The organism is Cupriavidus sp. 01L415 (genome assembly GCF_056400065.1).
This window is the reverse complement of the sequence record NZ_JBFTSP010000024.1, coordinates 12,841-33,158: the sequence shown is the minus strand read 5'-3', so window position 1 is coordinate 33,158 and position 20,318 is coordinate 12,841. Positions and strand designations below refer to the sequence as shown.

Genomic DNA, 20,318 nt, shown 5'->3' with positions numbered 1-20,318 from the left:
GGCGCACGTGGCGCCGCGGCATCGCGTGCCGCGGCGTCATGCTCAAACGGTGGGGCTCTGGCTGATCAGCGCGATGGTTTGCGCCAGCGTGGCTTCCGCCTGGCCGCGATCGATATGGAACTGCGCCAGCAGTGCTTGCCGCTCGGCACCGGCACGCTCCCGGGCCAGATCGAGGTTCTGCAGATACGGAATGGCCAGCGCCGCGAAATCCGCATCGCGCGGCACCAGCAGGCCGCTGTGGGCGTCGATCATGGAGCCGATGCAGCCGCGATCGTGGGCCACGACGGGGATGCCATAGCTGTGCGCTTCCAGCACGATCAGCGGCGAGGCTTCGTTGTGGTACGTCGTGGGGAACAGCAGCACGTCGATATCATGGAAGAACTGCTCCTTGTCCGTGCCGCTGACCGGGCCGAGATAGCGGACGCACGGCGTGCGGGCCAGTTCGGCATCGAACTCGGCGCGGATGTCGGCCGCCACGGGCCCGGCGATGCGCGCGCAAATCGGCATGCCGAGATCCTGCGCCTGCCGTACCACGGCAAAGAAGGTAAAGATGCCCTTGGCGGCGGTGATATTCGACAGAAAGCCGACCGTCAGCGCCTCGCCGACGCTGTCCCGCTGGTGCGCCGTCGACGACAGGTCGATCAGGCTGAGGTTCGGCAGCACCTGCACGTTGGGCGACGGCAGGCGATAGATCCGGGCCAGCTCGGTGCGCATCATCTCGCACAGCACCAGATGTTTCGCTCGCGGCGCGCACCGCATGATCAGGCGCGAGTACCAGGTTGGCCGGTTGATGTACGCGAAGCTGTGATGGTGGAAATAGATATCCAGGCCGAACCATTGCGCGAGCGCCACGAAAGGCACGTCCAGCAGTTGCCCGAAGCCGCCCGACAGCCCGAGGTACAGCGTGTGCGGGCGATCCCGGACACAGAGGCCGGCCATCCGCGCGAACTGGCGCAGACGGTTCCCCAGCGCAGCCACGGCGGCGCGCCTGCCGGTGCCACGCTTCGCCACGTCGAGCTCCACGACGCGCGTGCGCTCGCGAAGCAGTTCCAGCATGCGCTGGCAGGCGGCCGAAAAGCCGTTGTGAGGCGGCGGCAGCGGTCCGAGAAAGACCACGGGCCTTGCCAGGCCCACGGATGCAGCGTCCGTGCCGCTGGCCGGTTGTTGTGCGTGGGTGCGCGTGGGTCCTGTATCCACTGGATTTTCCCGTTTGAGGCCGGAGGCGATGGGCATGGCTAAGCCTGGTTTTCTTCGAGAATCTTCACGCAGCCATCCATGATGGAGCGGCCTGCGCAGGCGGGGGTGTACTCGCCCGCCACGCGCAGGCAGTTGCGCATGGTGGCTTCCACATCGGAGAACGCGCCGACGGCGAGTGACAGCTTGTCGGCGAGGTCGCCGGCGTTGCGGGTGGCGAAGGTGAGCCCCGTGGCGCCTTCCTGCACCAGCTCGGGAATGCAGCCGCAGCAATCGCTGACCACCACGGGGCAGCCGTAGCTGAGCGCTTCGTTGACGACCAGTCCCCACGCTTCGGTGTGGCTTGGCAGCACGAGGCAGGTGGCGCTGGCGTATTGCCGCGCGAGTTGCTCGATGTCCATCGCGCCGAGGAACGTCGTGGCGCCTGCAATGCCTAGCGACTCCGCCAGCTGCGGCAGCCCTTCCGATTCCACGACGGGGCCCGCCAGCGCCAGCGTTGCCTGCGGATGCAGCCGGCGGACGCTGGCGAAAGCGCGCAGCAGGTCCTCGATGCCCTTGGCGCGGCAGACCAGCCCGACGAACAGGAACTTCGGCGTGGCGGATGATGGCGCGCTGGCGAGGCGATGCCGCGCGGCGTCTTCCGCGCGGTAGGTATGGGGCAGCGCGGCGGCCTGGCAGCGGTCGATGATGCGGGCCGGATCGGCGCCCATCGCCACGACGTACTCCGCGCTGCGTCGCCCGTAGACGAAGATGCCATCGCAGTGGCGGAAGAAGAAGCGCTTGAGGCGGCGCTTCATCGGATGATCGGCCTGGTCGCGCATGGTGGAATCGCAAAACACCCCGCGCTGCTTGCCGCGCAGCATGCAGGCCACCAGCATGGCCCAGAACTCCACGCGGTGATAGCCAGGGATCAGGATCAGACGGCTCTTCGAACGCCAGACCTCGTACGCCAGCCGGATCGAGATCTTCCACTGCGGGATGCGGTCGTAGGGCGCATCGAACAGGATCTGGTAGGGATACTGGTGATAGCTGGTATCAACGCTGCTGAAGGACGACCGTCCGTAGCCCGTGGCGGCGATATGGAAGAAGCGCACATCGCGGCCGATGCCACGCGCATGAGAGAAGGCCTCGCTGAACACGGCGCCCTTGTACTTGGCCCATAGCATGTTGTGATAGATGTCGATCATCGTCGTCAGCCCTTGCTGCAGTCGCGGTGCATGTGATCTAGATCGCGTGCGCGTCTTCCGCGACTTCTTCGCGGCCCGCCGCCGATGCATCGGCATAGGACGCCTGCCGGGCGGCCTCGCGGCCTGGGACGTCGTGGAGACGGGGCTTCAGCGGCCGGCACGGGCTGCCCATGCAGACCATGCCAGCGGGCATGTCACGGAAGACCGCGCTGCAGGCGCCAATGACGGCGCCCTCGCCGATGGTGACGCCCGGTGCGATGAAGGTGTGGCTGGCCACCCACGCTTCGTCCGCGACCCGAATGGGTCTGCCTCGGATCAGGAAGTCACTGCGCTGGTAGTCGTGATCGCCGGCGCACAGGTAGCAGTACTGGGAGACCACGGCGTTGTTGCCAATCACGATCTCGGCAAGGCTGTACAGCTCGGCGCCGTCGCCGATCCATGCGTGATCGCCGATGGTCACCTTCCACGGATACGTCACCTTGACGCTTGGCCGGATGACGACGCCACGGCCGACGCGCGCGCCGAAGCAGCGCAGCAGCCAGCGCCGGAAGCCATTCGCAAACTGCGGCGAAGTCCGGAAGAACAGGCTCTGGACACACCACCAGCACTGCACGGCGATGGCGGAGCGGCCCCGGAAGCCGGGGGGCATCCTGAATGACGACAAGTCCTGGATCATGTCGGGTTCCTTTCCGTCTTTTCCCGAGGGATATGCGGAGAATCGTGCCGCCGCGCCACCGTGCGCACCGTACGCCAACCCACACAGGCCGGGCCCCCCGGTAGCGCGCGCCGGATGGGCTGCCGGATGGGCTACTCCCCGGCCAGGTCGGTCTCGGTGCGGGCGGCCGCCTCGCGTGGGGCCGCCAGTTTCAGCAGGGTTTCCTCCAGCCGCAACAACACCGGTTCGCGGTCGAGATGGCGTTCGGCCCAGGCCTTGCCGATCTCGCCCAAGGCCCGCCGGCGTTCCGGGTCGTCGGCCAGTTCCGCGATGGCGTTGGCCACCGCGACGCTGTCGCCGGGGTCGACGACGATGCCGCAGGACGCCACCAGCCGCGCGAGTTCCGTGCCCTCCTGCGCGGTGGCGACTACCGGGCGCCCGCTGGCAAGCATGGCGGCGAGCTTGGAAGGCAGCACAAGATCCGCGGCGTCGGCGCGCTGCGGCATCAGGTGCAAGTCCGCGGTGGCCAGCAGTGAGGGGAAGTCCTTCACGGGCTGCAGCGGCAGGAAATGGACGCGGGCGAGACCGGCACATCGCTCGCGCAGCCCCTCCAGCCCGGCGCCGGCGCCGCAGATAATGAAGTGGAGGTTCTCGCGCGCCGGCAACAGGCGCGCCGCGTCCGCCAGGATCTCGATGCCCTGCTTGTTGCCGATGTTGCCGGAGTACAGGGCGACGATGGCATCCGCGGGGATGCCCAGTTGCTGGCGGAAGTCGGTATCGCTGCGCTGCGCCAGCCCGGCGAGGTCCACCCAGTTGGTGACCAGTGTCAGGCGCTTGTCGTCGGCACCCTTGCGCCTGGCCAGCGCCACCATCGGGATCGAGATGGACGATACGTGGTCGAAGCGCTTCAGCAGCCACCGCTCTGCCGCCTCCGCCATGCGGCGCAGCATGCGGCCCTTGAGCAGGCCAAGCTCGAACGCGGCATCGATCTCGTAGTCATGGATGTGGAGCCACGCGTTGGCGCCCGTGAGCCGCGCGAACGCCAGCACGGCGGGGCTGCAGAAGAGCGGCGGTTCCACCACGAAGACGACGTCGGGCCGCCAGGCGGCCTGCGCCACGAGCACCGGGAGGCTGGAGAGGGCGAACGACGCCAGGTGCACCACGCGCTTGAGCCCGGACGGGCGGCCCGGTACCCAGAGGGGCGCGCGCATCACGCGGACCCCGTTGCGCATCTCCCGGCTGTAACCCCACGCGCGATAGCCTTCCTCCACGCGCCATGCGGGATAGTAGGGCGGTGCGGTAATCACCCGCACGTCGTGTCCGCGCGCGGCCAGCCATTCGGCTTGCTCGCCCGTGTACTTGCCAATGCCGGTCAGCTCCGGAGCGTAGTTGAGGCAATAGAGCAGGATCTTCATCTTTCTCTTTTCATCCTGGCGCCGCGTGGGCGCACGTTCCCGCCGGGCAGCCGCCCGCTGGCCGCCAGGGCGGCAGCCGACTGCGAGGTCGAGGAGCAGTCTACGGCCCGGCTTGATGACCGAATGTTCGTGCCCGCACGCAATCCAGCCGGTCCGGAAACCCTGTGCGCGAGCGAACAGAACCGGGTCGGCGGCGGACGTATGCTGCATTGCGGCGTAGTGACTGCGCCCTCCGCTCCGTCCGCGTTCCGATGCGTGCGAGGGGCGGGCCAATGCGGGGGCCGCCGATATCGGCGAAGGAGGCTTGCGTGAGTACTTTGAAGGGCGAGTTGCTTGGCAACGAGGCCGAAGACGTCGCCAATGCGGCAAGTGGCGGCGCGCCGGATGCCGGGGCGGCCGCGGTGCGGGCAGACCAGGGCGCAAGGGCCTTGCGGCTGGCGGTGGCGAGCTCGATGGTGTCGAAGGCGTGCAGCATGGCCTTCCAGGTGGTGAGCATCCCCCTGTTCGCGAAAGTCCTCGACGTGGAGGACTTCAGCGCCCTGATGGTTTACTACGGCATCTCCGCGTGGCTCTCGCTCGTGGCGATCGGGGTCTGGCCGACGATCACGTCCATTGCCGCCGACGATCGCAAGAAATCACTGTTGTCCGGCGTGCTGGCCGTCTCGCTCGTCGCGCTGTCCGCGGTATTCCTCGCCCTCATCGTGCTGGTGTTGCTGTCGCGGCCGGTGCTCGAGGGCAGCGGGATCAATCTGTTCTCCGCGAAATACTTCAACCTCTTCACGACGGCGCTTGCGTGCTATGCCATGCTGACCGTGCTGTCAGTGGGCGAGGCCGTCAATCAGGGGCAGCACCGGCAGCATGTCAACAACCTGATCACGGCGGGCGGGAGCGTCCTGAACGTGGTGTTCATCGTGCTGGCCAGTTCCTACGCGCCGGCTGACGCGCAGGGGCATGTCAACGTCACGATGCTGTTCCTGGCCAGCCAGCTTGGCTTCATCATCGTGCGACTGATCAACATCGTCTTCGTGGTGCTGCGCGTCGGCCGGCCGCAGGAATTGCCCGGCAAGGCGTTTGCCCGGGACCTGGCCCGGAACACGAAGTCGCTGGTGCTGGCGCAACTGGCGCTGGCATTCATCCAGCAGGGCACCGTGCTGCTTTGCTACGAGATGGGGCAGTCCCGCGACGCGGCGCTGCTGGCGCTGCTCTTCCGCGCCAACATGCTGCTGCACAGTCTGGTCTTCATGATCAACCAGCCGCTCTGGCCGATCATCCATCGCCATATGCTGGCCGGCGATTGGGCCTGGGTCACGCGCACCTACCGGAAGCTCGCCGCCGCCTACGTGACCTATGGGCTGCTGGCGATTGCGGGGGCGTCGGTGTTCGGCGCCGCAGCCGTATCGCTATGGACGGCTTCCGAGTATCCGATTTCCAACGGCATGGCGATGCTTGGCGCCGCCTACTTTGCCGTGCTGGTGACATCCGCTTCGAGCATGCCGGTGCTGATGGGCGCGCAAGCCTTCAGCAGCCTTGGCAATATCGGCCTGCTGGAATTCCTGGCCGCCGCCGTGGTGTGTGCCGGGCTGTACCTGGCCAATGCGGTCAGCTTCGCGCACATCGTGGCGGCGCTGATTGTGGCCAACGCCGCGACGGCGTTGTGGATGATGCCCGCACGGGCCATCGGGCTGTTGCGCCGCGGCGGCATGCTGCCGCACACCGCATGACAGCGCGCTGAGGCGCCGGAGCTTTGTCGACGCGGGGCGACGCCCCGGCGGCTTTCCGGCGCAAGCCTTGCACGTCGACGGGCAAAAGGCAGTCAGCGGATCGTCAGTCTTGCGCGACAGCCTTGCGCGTCAATCCCAAGTGCCAATCCCGCTTCTCGATCCCGCGCGTCATGCGTTTCAGCAATGCGCGATTGGAACGCCCCGGTGCAGTCCCTGAGTCTTTCCGAAGCATGTCGCATGCGTAGACCGCTCGCGAAGCCGTCAGCGGATCGACAGGTGTGCTGGTGAGGAGGGTGAGTCAGGAGAGCGCCAGGAATCCCGTAGGGAAAGCGCGTAAGGAAAGCGCTTAAGGAACGCGCTTAAAGGACGCGCATAAGGCAAGCAAATCAGCGACAGGAAAGCGCGCAGGGAAGCGCAGAAGGGAAGCGACCGTGGCGGCATGCCGCCACGGCCCGGATTACAGCGGCTGGCGCGCGGGGGCGCCCCGTGGCATACGGCGCACGCCTTGTGCATGCCGTGCGCGCCGCCGGCTCACGAACCAGTTGATCGTCAGGAAGGCCACCGCGGTGGCGGTGCCGTAGGCGATCGCGATCATCAGTGCGCCGCGCAGCAGGAAGACAAGGAAGACGGAGAAGTAGATGCCGGCGGGCTTGCCGACAGGGCTTGCCGAGACGCACAACCGGTCGAGGAAGCGGGTCAGCATGGCGAGGGCGACGGCGGCAATCGCCACGCCGGCCACCGAGAAATCGATATATCCCTCGGCGATCAGCGGTGCGGAGAGGTTGTCGAAGTCCAGCTTGTGAAACGCCATCAGGAACTGGCCGATCTCGATACCCGTCGCATGGGGTTTGGCTTCCCAGAGCAAATGCGGCACGAAGAAGAGCACGCTGCCGAGCAACTGCTCGCCGAGCCGCAGGCCGTCGCGATTCACCATCTCGATGACGGTATGGATGTTGGCCCAGGCGTCGTAATGCAGGTCCAGGAAGTGCGAAAAGTACAGCCACGGGTCGAGGACCTCGGTGACATTCCACGAAGCCAGGTCCGCGTGCGTGAACACCGACGCGAGCGGGAAGCATACACCGATGAGCAGCAGCAGCGTGGTGGCCTGACGGCGCGACGTGCGGGAGAACCAGGGCAGCGCCAGAAGCAGCAGGCTGAGGTACACCGGCCCGATGGTGTTGCGTTTCTCGATCAGCGGATTCTGCGACACGAACACGCACACCAGGAAGAACACGGCCAGCAGCAGCCAGAGCGGCTGCCGGAACAGCTGCCGGCCTTTCACGTTGACCAGCATCAGCAGCATCGGCACCGGCAGGAAGCACAGGTACTTCTGCTGGATCAGGTACTGCGGCGTCGCTTCGATCATTTCGGACTGCGTGCGGATGTCGATCGCCTGCAGCGACAGCACCACGGCCACGCATGCCACGCCCACGAGCACCAAGGCGCGCGGGGTGGTCAGGCGGTGTTGCACGACGACCGCTGGCGGCGGCCCGCGGCGCGTGGCGTAGGCGGCATACGCGGCATATGGCCCGCGCCGGTTTCGCCGGTCGCGGCGTGCACCGTAGCATCGTGTGCCGACGTAGACCAGCACGAACAGCGTACACAGCAGGTTTGTCGCGACGGCGAAGCCTTCGTTCAGCGTCGAGGTGTTGACCAGTTCCAGGTCGAAGTACGCGCGCTGCACAGCCGGCGCGACGACCAGAAACAGGATCTCGAAGAGCAGGACGGAGGCGTCCGCCAGCGAAGGAAAACGCTCCCGCGTGTGGAGGCACCAGTGCATGATGACCACCGTCGCGAGGACGAGCGTCGAGATCAGCAGCAGCGGCGAGCCAACGAACGAAATCGCATGGCAGTAGCCGACGATCAGCAGCAGCGACGCGGCCAGCATCACGTCCCACACGAAGTTGCGCGACAGACCCATGATGATCTCCTAGGCGGGACTTTCCAGGGCGTGCGCCTCGCCGCAGGCTGCCAGTCGCCCCGACGCGAGCGCGTCCTGGTAGGCGAGCTGCAGGCCGGCCTGCAGGCCGATGACGGGCTTCCAGCCGGTCTCGCGGATCGCGGTGGAATCCAGCTGCTTGCGCGGCGTGCCGTCCGGCCGGGTGGTATCGAACGAGATGCTGCCGCGAAAGCCGACCACTTGCGCGATCAGCGTCGCCAGCTGGCGGATGGTGACTTCGTCGCCCGTGCCGACGTTGAAGAAGCCGGCCGGCGTCGTGTGCGTCCGGTACGTCAGCGCGGGCAACGCCATCACGTGCATGCAGGCCTGCGCCAGGTCGTCCGCGTTGAGGAATTCGCGCATCGGCGTGCCGGACCCCCAGATGGACACGTCTGACGCACCGGCGATCCGCGCCTCGTGGAAGCGCCGGATCAGGGCGGGAATCACGTGGCTGTTTTCAGGGTGATAGTTGTCGCCCGGCCCGTACAGGTTGGTGGGCATCACGCAGCGGTAGTCGGTGCCGTACTGGCGGTTGTAGCTCTCGCACAGCATCATCCCGGCGATCTTGGCGATGGCGTATGGCGCGTTGGTGGGTTCCAGCGCGCCGCTCAGCAATGACGACTCGTGGATGGGCTGCGGGGCCAGCTTCGGATAGATGCAGCTGGAGCCGAGGAACAGCAACTGCTGCACGCCGCTGCACCAGGCCTCGTGAATGACATTGGCCGCGATCATCAGGTTCTGCTGGATGAACTCGGCCGGATAGGTGTCGTTCGCATGGATGCCGCCCACGCGGGCCGCAGCCAGGTAGACCAGCGAGATCTTCTCCCTGGCGAAGAATTCGCGCACCTGCTGCTGATTGCTCAGGTCGAGCTCGGCGTGGGTGCGCGTGACGATGTCGGCGTTGCCCCTGGCACGCAGAGCCCGCGTGATGGCCGAGCCCACCATGCCACGGTGTCCGGCGACGAAGATACGGGGAAGAGGTTTATTCATGATGGTTGTACGCACGGAAACCTGCCATTTTCACCAGGGCGTCACGCCGGGCCGAAGCGAAGTCCGCACGGACCATCTCGCTCACGAGTTCGGCAAAGCTGATGCGTGGCGTCCACCCGAGCCGCTCGCGTGCGCGCGTGGCGTCGCCGAGCAGTGTTTCGACCTCCGTTGGCCGGAAGTAGCGCGGATCGACGCGCACAATCACGTCGCCCGGCTTGCAGCGGCCCGATACTTCGCGATGGCTGCTATCCACATGGGCGATGACGCCCACTTCGTCCACGCCAGTGCCCTCGAATTTCACCGTGATGCCCAACTCCAGCGCCGCGCGCTCGACGAACTCGCGCACGCTGTGCTGTTCGCCGGTGGCGATGACGAAATCCTCCGCCTGTGTCTGCTGCAGCATCAGCCATTGCATCTCGACGTAGTCGCGCGCATGGCCCCAGTCACGCAGCGCGGACAGGTTGCCGAGGTAGAGCGTGTCCTGCAGTCCGAGCGCGATGCGTGCGATGGCGCGAGTGATCTTGCGGGTGACGAAGGTCTCGCCGCGCACCGGGCTTTCGTGATTGAACAGGATGCCGTTGCACGCGTACATCCCGTAGGCCTCGCGGTAGTTCACTGTGATCCAGTACGCATACAGCTTGGCCGCTGCGTAGGGGCTGCGCGGGTAAAACGGCGTGGTTTCCTTTTGCGGGATCTCCTGCACCAGGCCGTACAGCTCTGACGTCGATGCCTGGTAGAAACGCGTGGTGTGCTCCATGCCGAGAATCCGCATGGCTTCGAGCAGCCGCAGCGTGCCCACCGCATCGGTGTTGGCGGTGTACTCCGGCTCCTCGAACGACACCTGCACGTGGCTCTGTGCCGCGAGGTTGTAGATCTCGTCCGGCTGCGATTGCTGCACCACGCGCACGAGGCTCGCCGTATCGGTCATGTCGCCGTGATGCAGGATCAGGCTTCGGTCCTTGGCCTGGGGGTCCTGGTAGAGGTGGTCGATACGCTCGGTGTTGAACAGCGAGCTGCGGCGTTTGATGCCATGGACCTCATAGCCCTTGTCCAGCAGGAACTCGCACAGATAGGACCCGTCCTGTCCCGTGATCCCGGTAATCAGCGCCCGCCGGGTACCGTTGCGGCCGCGCGGCGCCGGAGCGTCTGCCGCGCGGTTTGCAGGGGAATTTCCGAGGATTTCCAGGTCGTTTGCGCCCATGACAGTCACGTGTTGGTTACGGATGAATTGGACTGTATGGCGGGCGCATAGGGGGTACTGTCTGCTAACCCACACTCGCGATGGCGGTCACCGGCAGGGGCACGGAAGGCAGATGCGGCGCGGCAACGCAGCAGCGTGGCTACGCATCCGTGCTGTGCGGCATCGTCGCAATGCAGCAACGCGCCGACGCGGCAACGCGGTAACGCCTAAACGACAACAGGGCGCCGGCCGGTCTGGCGGGCGCCCTGCTGCGGGACGGCTGAATTCAAAGCGTGATGCTGCTGCCTTCGTAGGGCGAATCGCCACGCCGGGCGAGGACCGGGGTGGTGTTGCCATCGCGCGCGATGCGTTCATCGCCACTGACCCACTCCAGCGTGGCGCCGCGTTGCAGGGCGGCGTAGACCGCCTCACCCTTGTTGCGGACCTTGAGTCGCTGGTAGAGCGTGCAGGCGTGGCTCTTCACGGTCGCCACGGAGATATTGAGCATGCGGCTGACGGTCTTGATGGGATAGCCGCGGGCCAGCAGCACCAGTACTTCATATTGGCGCGGCGTGATCTTGAGCATCTCCGCTTCGTCGTAGCTCGGCTCCTCTTCGGCCGGGGCAGCGGGCGCGGCCGTCACCATGGCGGAGGGCGCCATCGGCTGGCCGGGGCGCAGGCTGGTGAGATCGCGCACGGCCACGGCTGCGCGCATGGCGCTGGCACAGGCCGCAGGCGACGGCGATTCAGCCGGCATGGCCGCGGACAGCGGCAATGGCGCCGCGGAGGCCAGCGATGGCGTAGCCGGCATCGCCGAGCGTGACGCGGATGGCGTCGCCGTGCCTTCGCCGGAGAACATCAGGCCCTGCGCGCTCGAGATCGCCAGCCGGATAGCGGCCTCGATCACGGCCAGCGATGCGGACTTGGGCAGGCAGCCACAGATACCGCGTGCGGCGTCCACGCTGGGCGCGTGCAGCGGCAGCATGTCCGCGAGCACCAGGATGCGTTGCGGTGCCAGGCGCTCACGCGCCAGTTCCAGCTGTTCCCAGCCTGCGGCCTCGTCTGGCGGCATGCCGAAGACCAGCAGGTCTGCGTTGCGGTGTGGTGATTCCAGTCGTCCGATGTCCGCGGGCGCAAGCGCCAATACGTGTCCGGAATCCTGGATGGTTTCGAGCATCTGCAAAAGCCCGAGCCGGAGCAGCGGATGCTCCTCGATCAGCAAGGCGTTCATTGTTCTTCACTCCCCGTTTGGCGGGCGAGTTGCGGGCGTTTTGCGTACAGGGAATTTGTTGCGGCAGGGCGGACACCGGTAACGGCACCGCGAATACAGCCTTAACCCCCGTGCTTCCGTGTCAGTCGATGTCCATTGTAAGGATGGACTTGTCCGCGCGACCGGAAGTATGACCCGAACCCAATCCCAAGAAAATCTCGCTCCTAAATCGGCTTAAATTCATCTTATGGGCTGGTGGTTCTGAAAGCAAGCAGGCGACTTTGTGGCTGACGGGAGTTGGAATGAAGCGAAACTCATAATCCCTGACCGAAATAGTGCATATGGTTGCCAATGTATGTGTGACGCCATCTGGCAAGGGGTGGCCAGCCAGTTTCAGTATTGCAACAAGGGGCTCCGCAAAAGTTTCACGGCTGCAACCATTTTGAATAAAACGCGCTGGATAAATAACGAAAATTCACCCGGTTGGGGGGTGTGGGATTAACGAAAACCGTGTCTGGTGACGCACGCATGAAACCATTACAAAATGACTGTCGTGCCATCGGAAGTCGCTCGACCATTCGAGGGGAGTCTCGTGGCCTAGTTCAAAAGGATGAGACCGGCATCCCACATCAGGATGAATAAAAAACGGGCTGTACCGCCCGGGTCGCACGCTCTGCAACCGACCATCGTCGGAGGCCGTTGCCATCCCGATAATGACTGCGGGCCGGACCACATGCCCGCGGTCCGGCCCGTTCTCAGCCATCGGTCGGCTTGCCAGTGCGAGACGTGACGTCGGCAGCGCGGCAAGCGTGCACTGACTTAGAGGCCGCTTCGCTTCATTTTGAAGCAACCTCTTAGTGCATGCGGCTCCTAATCTGGTCTGCTTTAGCGAACCCAATAGCCGGGGCGCTTGACCCAGCCGTGGGGGCCGTGGACCCATCTGTCGGGGACATAGCGATGTCCCGGACGTGCCGCCTGGTAGTAGCCGCCGCGCCAGGCATAGCCGGACCGTGCGCGATCATAGTGGCCAGGCACCCACGCCTGGCCCGGGCGCGGGGCCGGGCGGACTTCGTGGCGCGGCGGGGGCGGCGGGTTGTCGTAGTAGCCGTGGGCCTGGGCGGCCGGCGAGATCAGGCCGAAGGCACTGCCGGCGGCAAGAATGGCGGCGGCGAGCATCAGTTGGCGTTTCATGGGTTTTCTCCTTGTCATCCGGCTGGATCGGAAATGTCTGTTTGTCGATGGCGCGCGCGTTCGGCTTAGTAGCGGTCGTGGTAGCGCTGGTAGTGCGGACCGCGCGGCGGCACCACGATGCAAGCGGAAAGCAGGGCGGTGGTGGTGGCCAGCAGGATGACCAGGGTGAGGGCGCGTTTCATGTGGGACTCCGTTTCGGTTCGCGTTGAACACGGCTTGAATGTAGCGACGCGGCCCTGGCTCGCGTTGTTGCACTTGTAAGGCCGTCTCTCACGCTCGCGCCGGGCGGCAGGTCATTTTTCTGACCGCGCAGAGATCCCGCCAGGCCTTGTGCAGCAAGGGCTGGACGGAAAGTGACGTCGCCGCGCGCAGGCCCCTCCGGCGCGGTGTCGCGGGTAATGTGGCGTTACATCGGAAATGACTTGCGCAAAGATTTGCCAGGGCAGGGGCGCTGTCCGGGCCATTGCAAGCCGATATCCGGACTGTGGTGGCAGGGGGTAACGATGGTGGCCCGCGATGGTGGCCGGGAAGGGTGGGCGGCGAGTGGCCGGGTGGGAGGCCCGGCGTCGTGTCATCGCAAAACCGGCCGCCAGCGTTCTCGCAGAAACGGGTACGCTATGGATGTTCGCGCAAGCGCTCCCCGTTCCCCGAGCCGGTGCGTCGGGCGCGCCCGGATCATGGTCAGCCGCTTCCGTCACGCCCCACGATGCGGCACGAAGTGCCACGGACAGGCCCGGAGCACCGCCTGGCCGATGGCACGAAGCTTGCGCCAAACCGTTCGCCGTATTCCCGAGGGAGGACGTCATGCCGGTCATGCTTATCGTGCTGGTCCTGCAGGCGCTGGAAGGCCTTAGTCCGCTGACGGTGCCGCAGTTTGCGCGCGCCCGGTTCGACGATGGCGGCGGTGACGCCGTGGCTCGCCTGGAACGCACGCAGTCGCCGTGAGCCGCTGTGCCGTCCTCTCCGGATCATTCAACGACGAACGGAGAGACCATGAACCGCAGTGACGTGACCGACCTCATTATCGAAGCCAAGGTGAGGCGAGGCATCTCGTGGGCCCAGGTGGCAGAGCGGGTCGGCAAGAGCAAGGAATGGACGACGGCCGCGTGCCTCGGCCAGATGGTGTTTGACGAAGCCGGCGCGCGCGCCGTGATGGAGATCTTCGACCTGCCCGCGGAGGCCGAGCCCTGGCTGCGCACCGTGCCATACAAGGGGTCCCTGCCGACGCAAGTGCCCACTGACCCGCTGATCTACCGCTTCTACGAGCTGATCAGCGTATATGGCACCACGTTCAAGGCATTGATCCACGAAGAGTTCGGCGACGGTATCATGAGCGCCATCGACTTCCGCATGGACCTGCAGCGCGAACCCGATCCCAACGGGGACCGCGTGCGCATCGAAATGTCCGGCAAGTTTTTGCCCTACAAGACGTACTGAAGGGCGCCGAGGTGGCCGGCATGCGGCCGGCCGCCTTGGAAATTTCCGCACACGGTGGCCTCATCGGCCGCGCCGTGCCGCAATGTGGAAAATCGCACAGATGCCGGGCTCCCGGCTCGCGACAATGCGCGTCACCGCCACCTCCCGGAGACGCGGCGCCATGTCTATCGACGACGCCAGGCAATGCCCCGATGCGTCCAGTCCGCTGGCGCGGTTTGCGCATCGCAGCCGCATTGCGCTGGGTTTGGACATGGTGGCTGCACGCTGCCCCCAGGGCGGCACCGTCGTGGATGTTGGCGCGGGCCCGGGACTATTCCTGCACTGGCTGGGCGAGGCGCGCCCGGACCTGACATTGGCTGGGCTGGATCCGGGCAAGGCGCCCGACTATCCAGAGATCCGCCACGTCTCCAGCATGTCGGAGCTGGCCAATGCCTCCGTCGACGTGCTGACGGCCTTCGAGGTCTGCGAACACCTGTACCCGAACGAGATCGCCGCGTTCCTGAACGATAGCGCCCGCATCTTGCGGCCCGGTGGCTCGCTGGTGATATCGGTACCCGTCATGTACGGCATGGCGATCGTGCCCAAGCTGCTGGACGGCATGGTCAGCAACCGTTCGCTGCGCATGGACCATACGCCGGTCGAGGCGCTACGGGCGCTGCTCGGGCTGCCGGTGACACGGCCCGACAACCCCAGGCAAACACACAAGGGTTTCGATTTCCGCAAGCTGCGCGCCCATGTGTGTACTCGCTTTGCAGTCGAATTCGCCTGCAACAGCCCGCTGCCTCAGCTGCCGTGGTGGCTGAGTTCGCAATACTTCATGGTTTGCCGTACCCGCCCGGCGGTGCGCCATGCGCGCCGCTGAGACGGATGGCGGCGCCCGCCCGGGGCAGTCGAAAAGTCAGCCGAAAAACTCGTTGTAGTAGCGCGTGCAGGTGCCGGATTGGCTGAAGGTGTACGGCAGTTCTGCCATGGCGGCGGCGTCGAGCGAGCCGAAGGGAATATCGAGGTCCAGTTCGTGGTCGGCGGCCTCGTCGTTGGTGCGGGAGATATGTTGCGGATTCACGGTAACACTCACTCAGTCGATGGCGGGGCCTCTTGGGCTCCGGAAGGGTCGGTGGGCGGGGATCTCCGCCACGCAGTCATCCTACTCAAGCAAGCCGATCCAAACAGCGGGGCAAGCCAGAAAACACTGTTTCAGATTGGCCATCAATCGCCGTGGCCTATCGCCCTCATAGGGTCGAATACGCAACAATGACCCCATATTCCTCAGGGCCATGTGGGCGACGCGCGACGTTGCCGACAAAGCACCGCCACCCCGCCGCGACAGGACTATAGTGGCTGTGGACCCGCGCCACGCCAGTGGCCCCGACGGTCCCGTCCCTTCCCTGCATTCGTCTGCGGGAGCGCACCATGAGCCTGCCGCCTTGTTTTGCCGACCGCCGCGAGGCCGGCCAGTTTCTCGGCCGCCGTCTGGTCGAACTCGGATTTGCGCGATCGCACGACGGTGACCCGCCGCTGGTGCTGGCCCTGCCGCGCGGTGGCGTACCCGTCGCCTATGAAGTGACGCGCGCGCTCGATGGCACGCTCGATGTGCTGCTGGTGCGCAAGATCGGCGCGCCGGGCTATCCGGAACTGGCGTTGGGTGCGGTGGTGGAGGGCGATGCGGACGGCCGCGGACCACATACCGTGGCCAATGACGATTCCTGGACGCGCCGCGCCGTGGAGTCCGGCGCCTTCGATGCGGAGCGCGGCCGGCAACTCAACGAGATCTGCAGGCGGCAGCAACGCTATCGTCAGGGTCGTCCGGTGACGGCCATGGCAGGCCGGCAGGTGATCGTGGTGGATGACGGCGTGGCCACCGGGGCGACCATGCGCGCCGCGCTGGACGCCGCGCGCATGGCGGGTGCCGCGCGGGTGGTGGCCGCCGTGCCGGTAGGTTCGGCGGAGGGCCTGGATACGCTGCGCGCCGTGGCGGACCAGATCGTGTGCCTGAACATACCGGCCAGCTTCGGTGCGGTGGGCGCTTTCTATCTCGATTTCACACAGACCAGCGACGACGAGGCGATGTCTCTGCTGCGCGATGCCGCGTGTCCGCCGATGTCGGCTGCCGCCGCGTGGCCGCGCTCCGGCGATCCGCTCAGGGCCGGGCCATTCGCATCCTGAGGTGCGGGATCAGCCCGCCAGCCCGCAGCAATGCACGCAGGAAGTCGGGCACGGGCTCGCACGCCACGCGCGATCCGTCCTGCAACCGTAGCTGCGCGGCCTCTAGGTCGAACACGGCGCGCGCGCCGTCGGCCAGCGCATCCGTGTGCGCGCAAACCAGTACCGGAAGTCCGAGGTTGATCGCGTTGCGATAGAACAGGCCCGCGAACGATGGCGCGATCACCGCCGCCACGCCAAGGTGGCGCAGCGCCTGCGCGGCCTGCTCGCGCGATGATCCCATGCCGAAGTTGCTGCCGCCGACGACGATGTCGCCCGGGCGGACGGTGGTCGGAAACTCGGGTCGCAGGTTCTCCAGGCAATGGCGCGCCAGTACGTCGATCGCGGCTTTCATATAGACGCCCGGCGCCATCGCATCGGTATCGACGTTGTCGCCAAATCGCCAGATGCGTCCGGCCGGCATATTGCGGAAATCGGGGGCAGGGGTCATGCCAACAGCGTGCGGGGATCGGTGATCCGTCCGGTCACGGCACTGGCCGCCACCGTTAGCGGAGACGCCAGCCACACCGCGCTGCCAGCATCGCCCATGCGGCCGGCAAAGTTGCGCGCAGTGGAAGCAATGGCGCGGCTGCCGGCGGGAAAGCGCGAGGCGCCGTAGCCCGCGCACGCGTTGCAGGCATTGGGCAGCAGTTCGGCGCCAGCGGCGACGAGCACTTCGAGCGTGCCCTCGCGCGCGGCTTGTTGCTGGTCGCGCAAGGAGGCGGGCGCCACACGCAGCGACACGCCAGCGGCCACCTTGCGCCCGCGCAGCATGCGCGCGGCCATGCGCAGGTCTTCCAGCTTGGCGCCTGTGCAAGCGCCCAGGTAGGCGATGTCCACCGCCTGCCCGGCCGCGGCATCCACCGGCGCGCTGTTGGCGGGCGAGTGCGGGGCCGCCACCTGCGGCGCCAGCGTGCCGGCGTCGAAGCGGTGAGTCTCCAGCACCTGCGCATCGGCATCGCTGCGCCATTGGCGCGGATCGATGGCGGCCAGCGTGGCGGCATCCACGCCGGCATCGGCCAGCCACGCCATGGTGGTGGCGTCCGGCGCGATGAGCCCCGTCTGCGCACCCAGTTCCGCACTCATGTTGGTGAGCGTCATGCGCTCCTGCATCGGCAGCGCGGTGACTGCGGCGCCCGTGTATTCGATGGCTTCGTAGCGGCCCCCGGCCAGTCCCAGCGTGGCGCACAGGAACAGCATCATGTCCTTGGCGCATACCCCGTCGGCCAGCGTGCCCTGCCAGTCCAGCCGGATGGTTTGCGGCACGCGCAGCCAGATCTCGCCGGTGGCCAGCACGCCCGCCATCTCGGTGGCGCCGATGCCGAACATATAGGCGCCGAATGCACCGCCGGTTGGACTGTGGCTGTCGCCGCCCACGATGAAGCGGCCGGGCAGCACGTGGCCGCGCTCGGGCAGCACGACGTGGCAGATGCCCTCGCCGTCGATGAAATGGGAGATGCCGGCATCGCGCACCCAGTCACGCGTGAAGCGGACGATCGCCTCGGCATCGGGGTCCGCAGCCGGCACGAAGTGGTCCGTCACCACCACGAAACGCGAGGGATCCCAGACCTTCGCGCCGAGCTCGCGCAGCAGCGGCGCCACGCGCCGCGGGCCGCTGGAATCGTGCGACATCGCCAGATCGACCTTGCACATCACCACCGTGCCCGGCGTGACGTGCGCCACGCCGGCCGCGCGTGCCACGAGTTTCTGGGCGAGCGTCGCGGGCAGCTGGACAGGGTCGACGGCGTTGCCGCTGGACAGGGTCATTCGGGCTGGGCTCCTGAATACCTGACTACCGTCGCCCAGCGCTTGACGTCCTGCTTCACGAATGTGGCAAACGCTTCAGGCGGCATCGCGCTGGGCTGCGCCCCATCGTTTTCCAGCCGCTTGCGCACGGCGGGCGATTCCAGCCCGTGGCGCGCAGCCTGGAACAGCGCCTGGGTGATCTCCGGTGGCAGGTTGGCCGGGCCGAACAGGCCGAACCATGCGCTCGACTCGAAGCCCTTCACCGTGGCCCCAATCGGCAGTGCGCCCGGGAACTGCGGCAGCGGCGTGGGGCTGGTCACGCCCAGCACCTTGAGTTTGCCGGCCTTTACGTGCGGCGCCACGTTGATGGTGCTGGCGAACATCAGGTCGACCTGGCCCGCCAACAGGTCCGTGATGGCCGGCGTGGTGCCCTTGTAGGGGATGTTGACGATGTAGGTGCCCGTCATCATCTTGAACATGTCGCCGGCCAGATGGACCGACGATCCGACCGATCCGATGCCGAAGTTCAGCTTGCCGGGTTCGGACTTGGCCAGCCGGATCAGTTCCGGGATGTTGTTCGCGGGCAGTTTGGGCGTGGCCACCAGTACGCTGGGCACGGTGGCCACCAGCGTGATCGGCGTGAAATCCTGGATGGGATCGAACGGCAGCTTCTTGTAGAGCGTGGCGTTGATCGTATGGCTGGTGAAACTCATCAGCAGCGTGGTGCCATCGGCGGGGCTCTTGGCGACCAAGTCCGCGGCGATGTTGCCACCGGCCCCGGGACGGTTCTCGACCAACACCGGTTGATCCAGCGCCTGCGACATTTCCTGCGCGATGGTACGTGCCAGCGTGTCGGTGGTCCCGCCGGCGGGCGCGCCGATCAGGATGCGGATCGGCTTGCCGCCCGCCACCGCGGCGTGGGCGCCGGAGGGTGTGGACAGCAGGGACACCAGGGACAGGACCACGGCGCCGGTCACTCGGGTCAGGCAGGACATCAGCGCGCGGACGCGGGCAGGCTTGCGGGCGTGCAGGTGCGCACCCGGGCGAACAACTGGCATGACGTGGGCTCCTCGACAAGTGTGATCAGGAGTGCGCAGTATCGCCCGGATCGACCGGGAGGGGCAGTCCGACCCTAGTCGCGCAGGCCCGTGCGCGTTTCGTTTTCCACCCACACGTTGGCGCTGTCGCCGCCCATCGGGGACAGTTCCATGCGGTACTCGTAGCGGTCCGGCCGATACTGACCCATCAGGAACTGCACCGGGCGGCCGGCCTTGTCCAGCACCACGCGGCGCACCGCCAGCAGGGCACCGCCAACCGGCACGTCGAGCAGCGGAGCCACGACAACATCGGCCAGGCGCGCGGTCAGCACCTGCGTCGCGCGGCCCAGTTCCACGCCTGCGGCTTCCAGCAGACGGAGCATGGGCTTTTCCTCCAGGTCCTTGCGGGACAGCGGGCGGCCCAGGTCCGCGGGCAGGTACGCAGTGATGTGCGACAGCGGACGGTTGCGATAGTGGCGCACGCGGACAATCTTGATCACGGGATCGCCCACCTGCAGATTGAGGGCTTCGGCGACGTCGGGCGTGGCGTGGACCTCGTCGATCGAGATGACCTTGACCGCGGTCTTCTCGCCCATGTCGATGATGTTGCCGAGCAGGCTGGCTGCACGTTCTTCCGACACGGCTGGCTTGACCGGATGGGGATTGACGAAGGTGCCCAGGCCGCGATGGCGGCGCACCAGTCCTTCCTGTACCAGGCGGTCAAACACGCGACGCATCGTCACGCGGGAGGCATGGAATTGCTTGGCGAGATCGATCTCGCCCGGCAGCGGGCCCTGGCCAAATCGGCCTTCCACGATCTGCTGGCGGAGGACCACGTAAATCTGGTGATACAGGGGAACGACGGCTTCACTCATGGCTTCCCTTGCGAATGCGCTGACAAGTCCTTGACGGGACTAATGTACTGTAGATCAGACATAGAGCCTAGCATGAAACGCGTTGGGGGCGCATGGTGCACCCCGGCCCGGAACATTTTGTTGCGAGACCGCATCGAGCGCTTTTTTGTCCGCAAGAAAGGGGACGAATTCGGCGCGATTCATACCGCGCCGCGCGTTCGCGGCGCCAAGGATGCACTTGCGCCCGCCTTCGTCATTGCACCCGCAACATGGCGCCGCAGAGACTGACCTGACAAGCAGCGTCGCCGATGAATGCGTGGTGGATGTGGCATGGCAGGATCGCTGTTTCACCGCCGTTACGGG

General features: G+C 66.3%; 20 protein-coding genes. 6 read left to right on the top strand and 14 right to left on the bottom strand.

Features of this window, described 5'->3' with window-relative positions; translation table 11 throughout:
* Positions 1–42: 42 nt before the first annotated feature.
* The 4 genes from AC1DOX_RS24470 to AC1DOX_RS24455 form a co-directional block, all read right to left on the bottom strand.
* The gene (locus AC1DOX_RS24470; protein ID WP_441622000.1) at positions 43–1,197 is read right to left on the bottom strand and encodes a glycosyltransferase family 4 protein; all 1,155 of its coding nucleotides are present in this window, start codon (positions 1,195–1,197) and stop codon (positions 43–45) included.
* A gap of 38 nt (positions 1,198–1,235) precedes the next feature.
* Entirely contained in the window at positions 1,236–2,381 is a 1,146-nt protein-coding gene (locus tag AC1DOX_RS24465; RefSeq protein ID WP_441621998.1) for a glycosyltransferase, read from the bottom strand.
* 37 nt (positions 2,382–2,418) lie between these two features.
* The gene (locus AC1DOX_RS24460) at positions 2,419–3,057 is read right to left on the bottom strand and encodes a putative colanic acid biosynthesis acetyltransferase (RefSeq protein ID WP_441621996.1); all 639 of its coding nucleotides are present in this window, start codon (positions 3,055–3,057) and stop codon (positions 2,419–2,421) included.
* Between the two features lie 131 nt (positions 3,058–3,188).
* Positions 3,189–4,451, bottom strand: coding sequence for a glycosyltransferase WbuB (locus AC1DOX_RS24455; protein ID WP_441621994.1), 1,263 nt, complete (start codon positions 4,449–4,451; stop codon positions 3,189–3,191).
* A gap of 308 nt (positions 4,452–4,759) precedes the next feature.
* On the opposite strand from AC1DOX_RS24455, the gene AC1DOX_RS24450 reads away from it, so the two are divergent.
* The gene (locus AC1DOX_RS24450; protein WP_441621992.1) at positions 4,760–6,172 is read left to right on the top strand and encodes a polysaccharide biosynthesis protein; all 1,413 of its coding nucleotides are present in this window, start codon (positions 4,760–4,762) and stop codon (positions 6,170–6,172) included.
* 457 nt (positions 6,173–6,629) lie between these two features.
* On the opposite strand, the gene AC1DOX_RS24445 is transcribed toward AC1DOX_RS24450, so the two are convergent.
* The 5 genes from AC1DOX_RS24445 to AC1DOX_RS24425 form a co-directional block, all read right to left on the bottom strand.
* Positions 6,630–8,093: a hypothetical protein gene (locus AC1DOX_RS24445; protein WP_441621990.1), complete on the bottom strand. Its 1,464-nt coding sequence runs from the start codon at positions 8,091–8,093 to the stop codon at positions 6,630–6,632.
* 9 nt (positions 8,094–8,102) lie between these two features.
* On the bottom strand, positions 8,103–9,101 hold the full coding sequence (locus AC1DOX_RS24440; RefSeq protein ID WP_441621988.1) for a GDP-L-fucose synthase family protein: 999 nt from the start codon (positions 9,099–9,101) through the stop codon (positions 8,103–8,105).
* The gene (gmd, locus tag AC1DOX_RS24435; RefSeq protein WP_441621986.1) at positions 9,094–10,302 is read right to left on the bottom strand and encodes a GDP-mannose 4,6-dehydratase; all 1,209 of its coding nucleotides are present in this window, start codon (positions 10,300–10,302) and stop codon (positions 9,094–9,096) included. Before gmd ends, AC1DOX_RS24440 begins: the two co-directional genes overlap by 8 nt.
* A 265-nt stretch (positions 10,303–10,567) precedes the next feature.
* Entirely contained in the window at positions 10,568–11,512 is a 945-nt protein-coding gene (locus tag AC1DOX_RS24430; protein ID WP_441621984.1) for a helix-turn-helix transcriptional regulator, read from the bottom strand.
* A gap of 864 nt (positions 11,513–12,376) precedes the next feature.
* A complete protein-coding gene (locus AC1DOX_RS24425; protein WP_441621982.1) occupies positions 12,377–12,682 on the bottom strand; it encodes a hypothetical protein in 306 nt (101 codons plus the stop codon).
* Positions 12,683–13,486: 804 nt separating this feature from the next.
* Here AC1DOX_RS24425 and AC1DOX_RS24420 point away from each other — a divergent pair.
* The 3 genes from AC1DOX_RS24420 (at position 13,487) to AC1DOX_RS24410 (ending at position 14,981) form a co-directional block, all read left to right on the top strand.
* Complete coding sequence (locus AC1DOX_RS24420; RefSeq protein WP_176861019.1) at positions 13,487–13,627, top strand: hypothetical protein; 141 nt, start codon at positions 13,487–13,489, stop codon at positions 13,625–13,627.
* Between the two features lie 48 nt (positions 13,628–13,675).
* Positions 13,676–14,119, top strand: coding sequence for a cyanase (cynS, locus tag AC1DOX_RS24415; protein ID WP_092139345.1), 444 nt, complete (start codon positions 13,676–13,678; stop codon positions 14,117–14,119).
* 160 nt (positions 14,120–14,279) lie between these two features.
* Complete coding sequence (locus tag AC1DOX_RS24410) at positions 14,280–14,981, top strand: class I SAM-dependent methyltransferase (RefSeq protein ID WP_441621980.1); 702 nt, start codon at positions 14,280–14,282, stop codon at positions 14,979–14,981.
* A 36-nt stretch (positions 14,982–15,017) separates the two neighbouring features.
* On the opposite strand, the gene AC1DOX_RS24405 is transcribed toward AC1DOX_RS24410, so the two are convergent.
* Complete coding sequence (locus tag AC1DOX_RS24405) at positions 15,018–15,182, bottom strand: hypothetical protein (protein ID WP_441621978.1); 165 nt, start codon at positions 15,180–15,182, stop codon at positions 15,018–15,020.
* 347 nt (positions 15,183–15,529) lie between these two features.
* Between AC1DOX_RS24405 and AC1DOX_RS24400 the strand changes: the two genes are divergently transcribed.
* Entirely contained in the window at positions 15,530–16,282 is a 753-nt protein-coding gene (locus AC1DOX_RS24400) for a phosphoribosyltransferase (protein WP_441621976.1), read from the top strand.
* On the opposite strand, the gene AC1DOX_RS24395 is transcribed toward AC1DOX_RS24400, so the two are convergent.
* The 4 genes from AC1DOX_RS24395 to AC1DOX_RS24380 all read right to left on the bottom strand — a co-directional run bounded on the left by AC1DOX_RS24395 (position 16,257) and on the right by AC1DOX_RS24380 (position 19,976).
* Positions 16,257–16,769 carry a LeuD/DmdB family oxidoreductase small subunit gene (locus AC1DOX_RS24395; RefSeq protein ID WP_441621974.1) on the bottom strand — a complete coding sequence of 171 codons (513 nt, stop codon included), beginning with the start codon at positions 16,767–16,769 and terminating at the stop codon, positions 16,257–16,259. The two genes, AC1DOX_RS24400 and AC1DOX_RS24395, sit on opposite strands and share 26 nt — an antisense overlap.
* Positions 16,766–18,085, bottom strand: a complete 1,320-nt coding sequence (locus AC1DOX_RS24390; protein WP_092139339.1) for a 3-isopropylmalate dehydratase large subunit — start codon at positions 18,083–18,085, stop codon at positions 16,766–16,768. The genes AC1DOX_RS24395 and AC1DOX_RS24390 overlap by 4 nt, the downstream gene beginning before the upstream one ends.
* Positions 18,082–19,122 carry a tripartite tricarboxylate transporter substrate binding protein gene (locus tag AC1DOX_RS24385; protein ID WP_477114069.1) on the bottom strand — a complete coding sequence of 347 codons (1,041 nt, stop codon included), beginning with the start codon at positions 19,120–19,122 and terminating at the stop codon, positions 18,082–18,084. Before AC1DOX_RS24385 ends, AC1DOX_RS24390 begins: the two co-directional genes overlap by 4 nt.
* A 74-nt stretch (positions 19,123–19,196) precedes the next feature.
* A complete protein-coding gene (locus AC1DOX_RS24380; RefSeq protein ID WP_441621969.1) occupies positions 19,197–19,976 on the bottom strand; it encodes a GntR family transcriptional regulator in 780 nt (259 codons plus the stop codon).
* 72 nt (positions 19,977–20,048) lie between these two features.
* Here AC1DOX_RS24380 and AC1DOX_RS24375 point away from each other — a divergent pair, with 72 nt between their 5' ends.
* Positions 20,049–20,243: a hypothetical protein gene (locus tag AC1DOX_RS24375; protein WP_441621967.1), complete on the top strand. Its 195-nt coding sequence runs from the start codon at positions 20,049–20,051 to the stop codon at positions 20,241–20,243.
* Positions 20,244–20,318 lie beyond the last annotated feature (75 nt).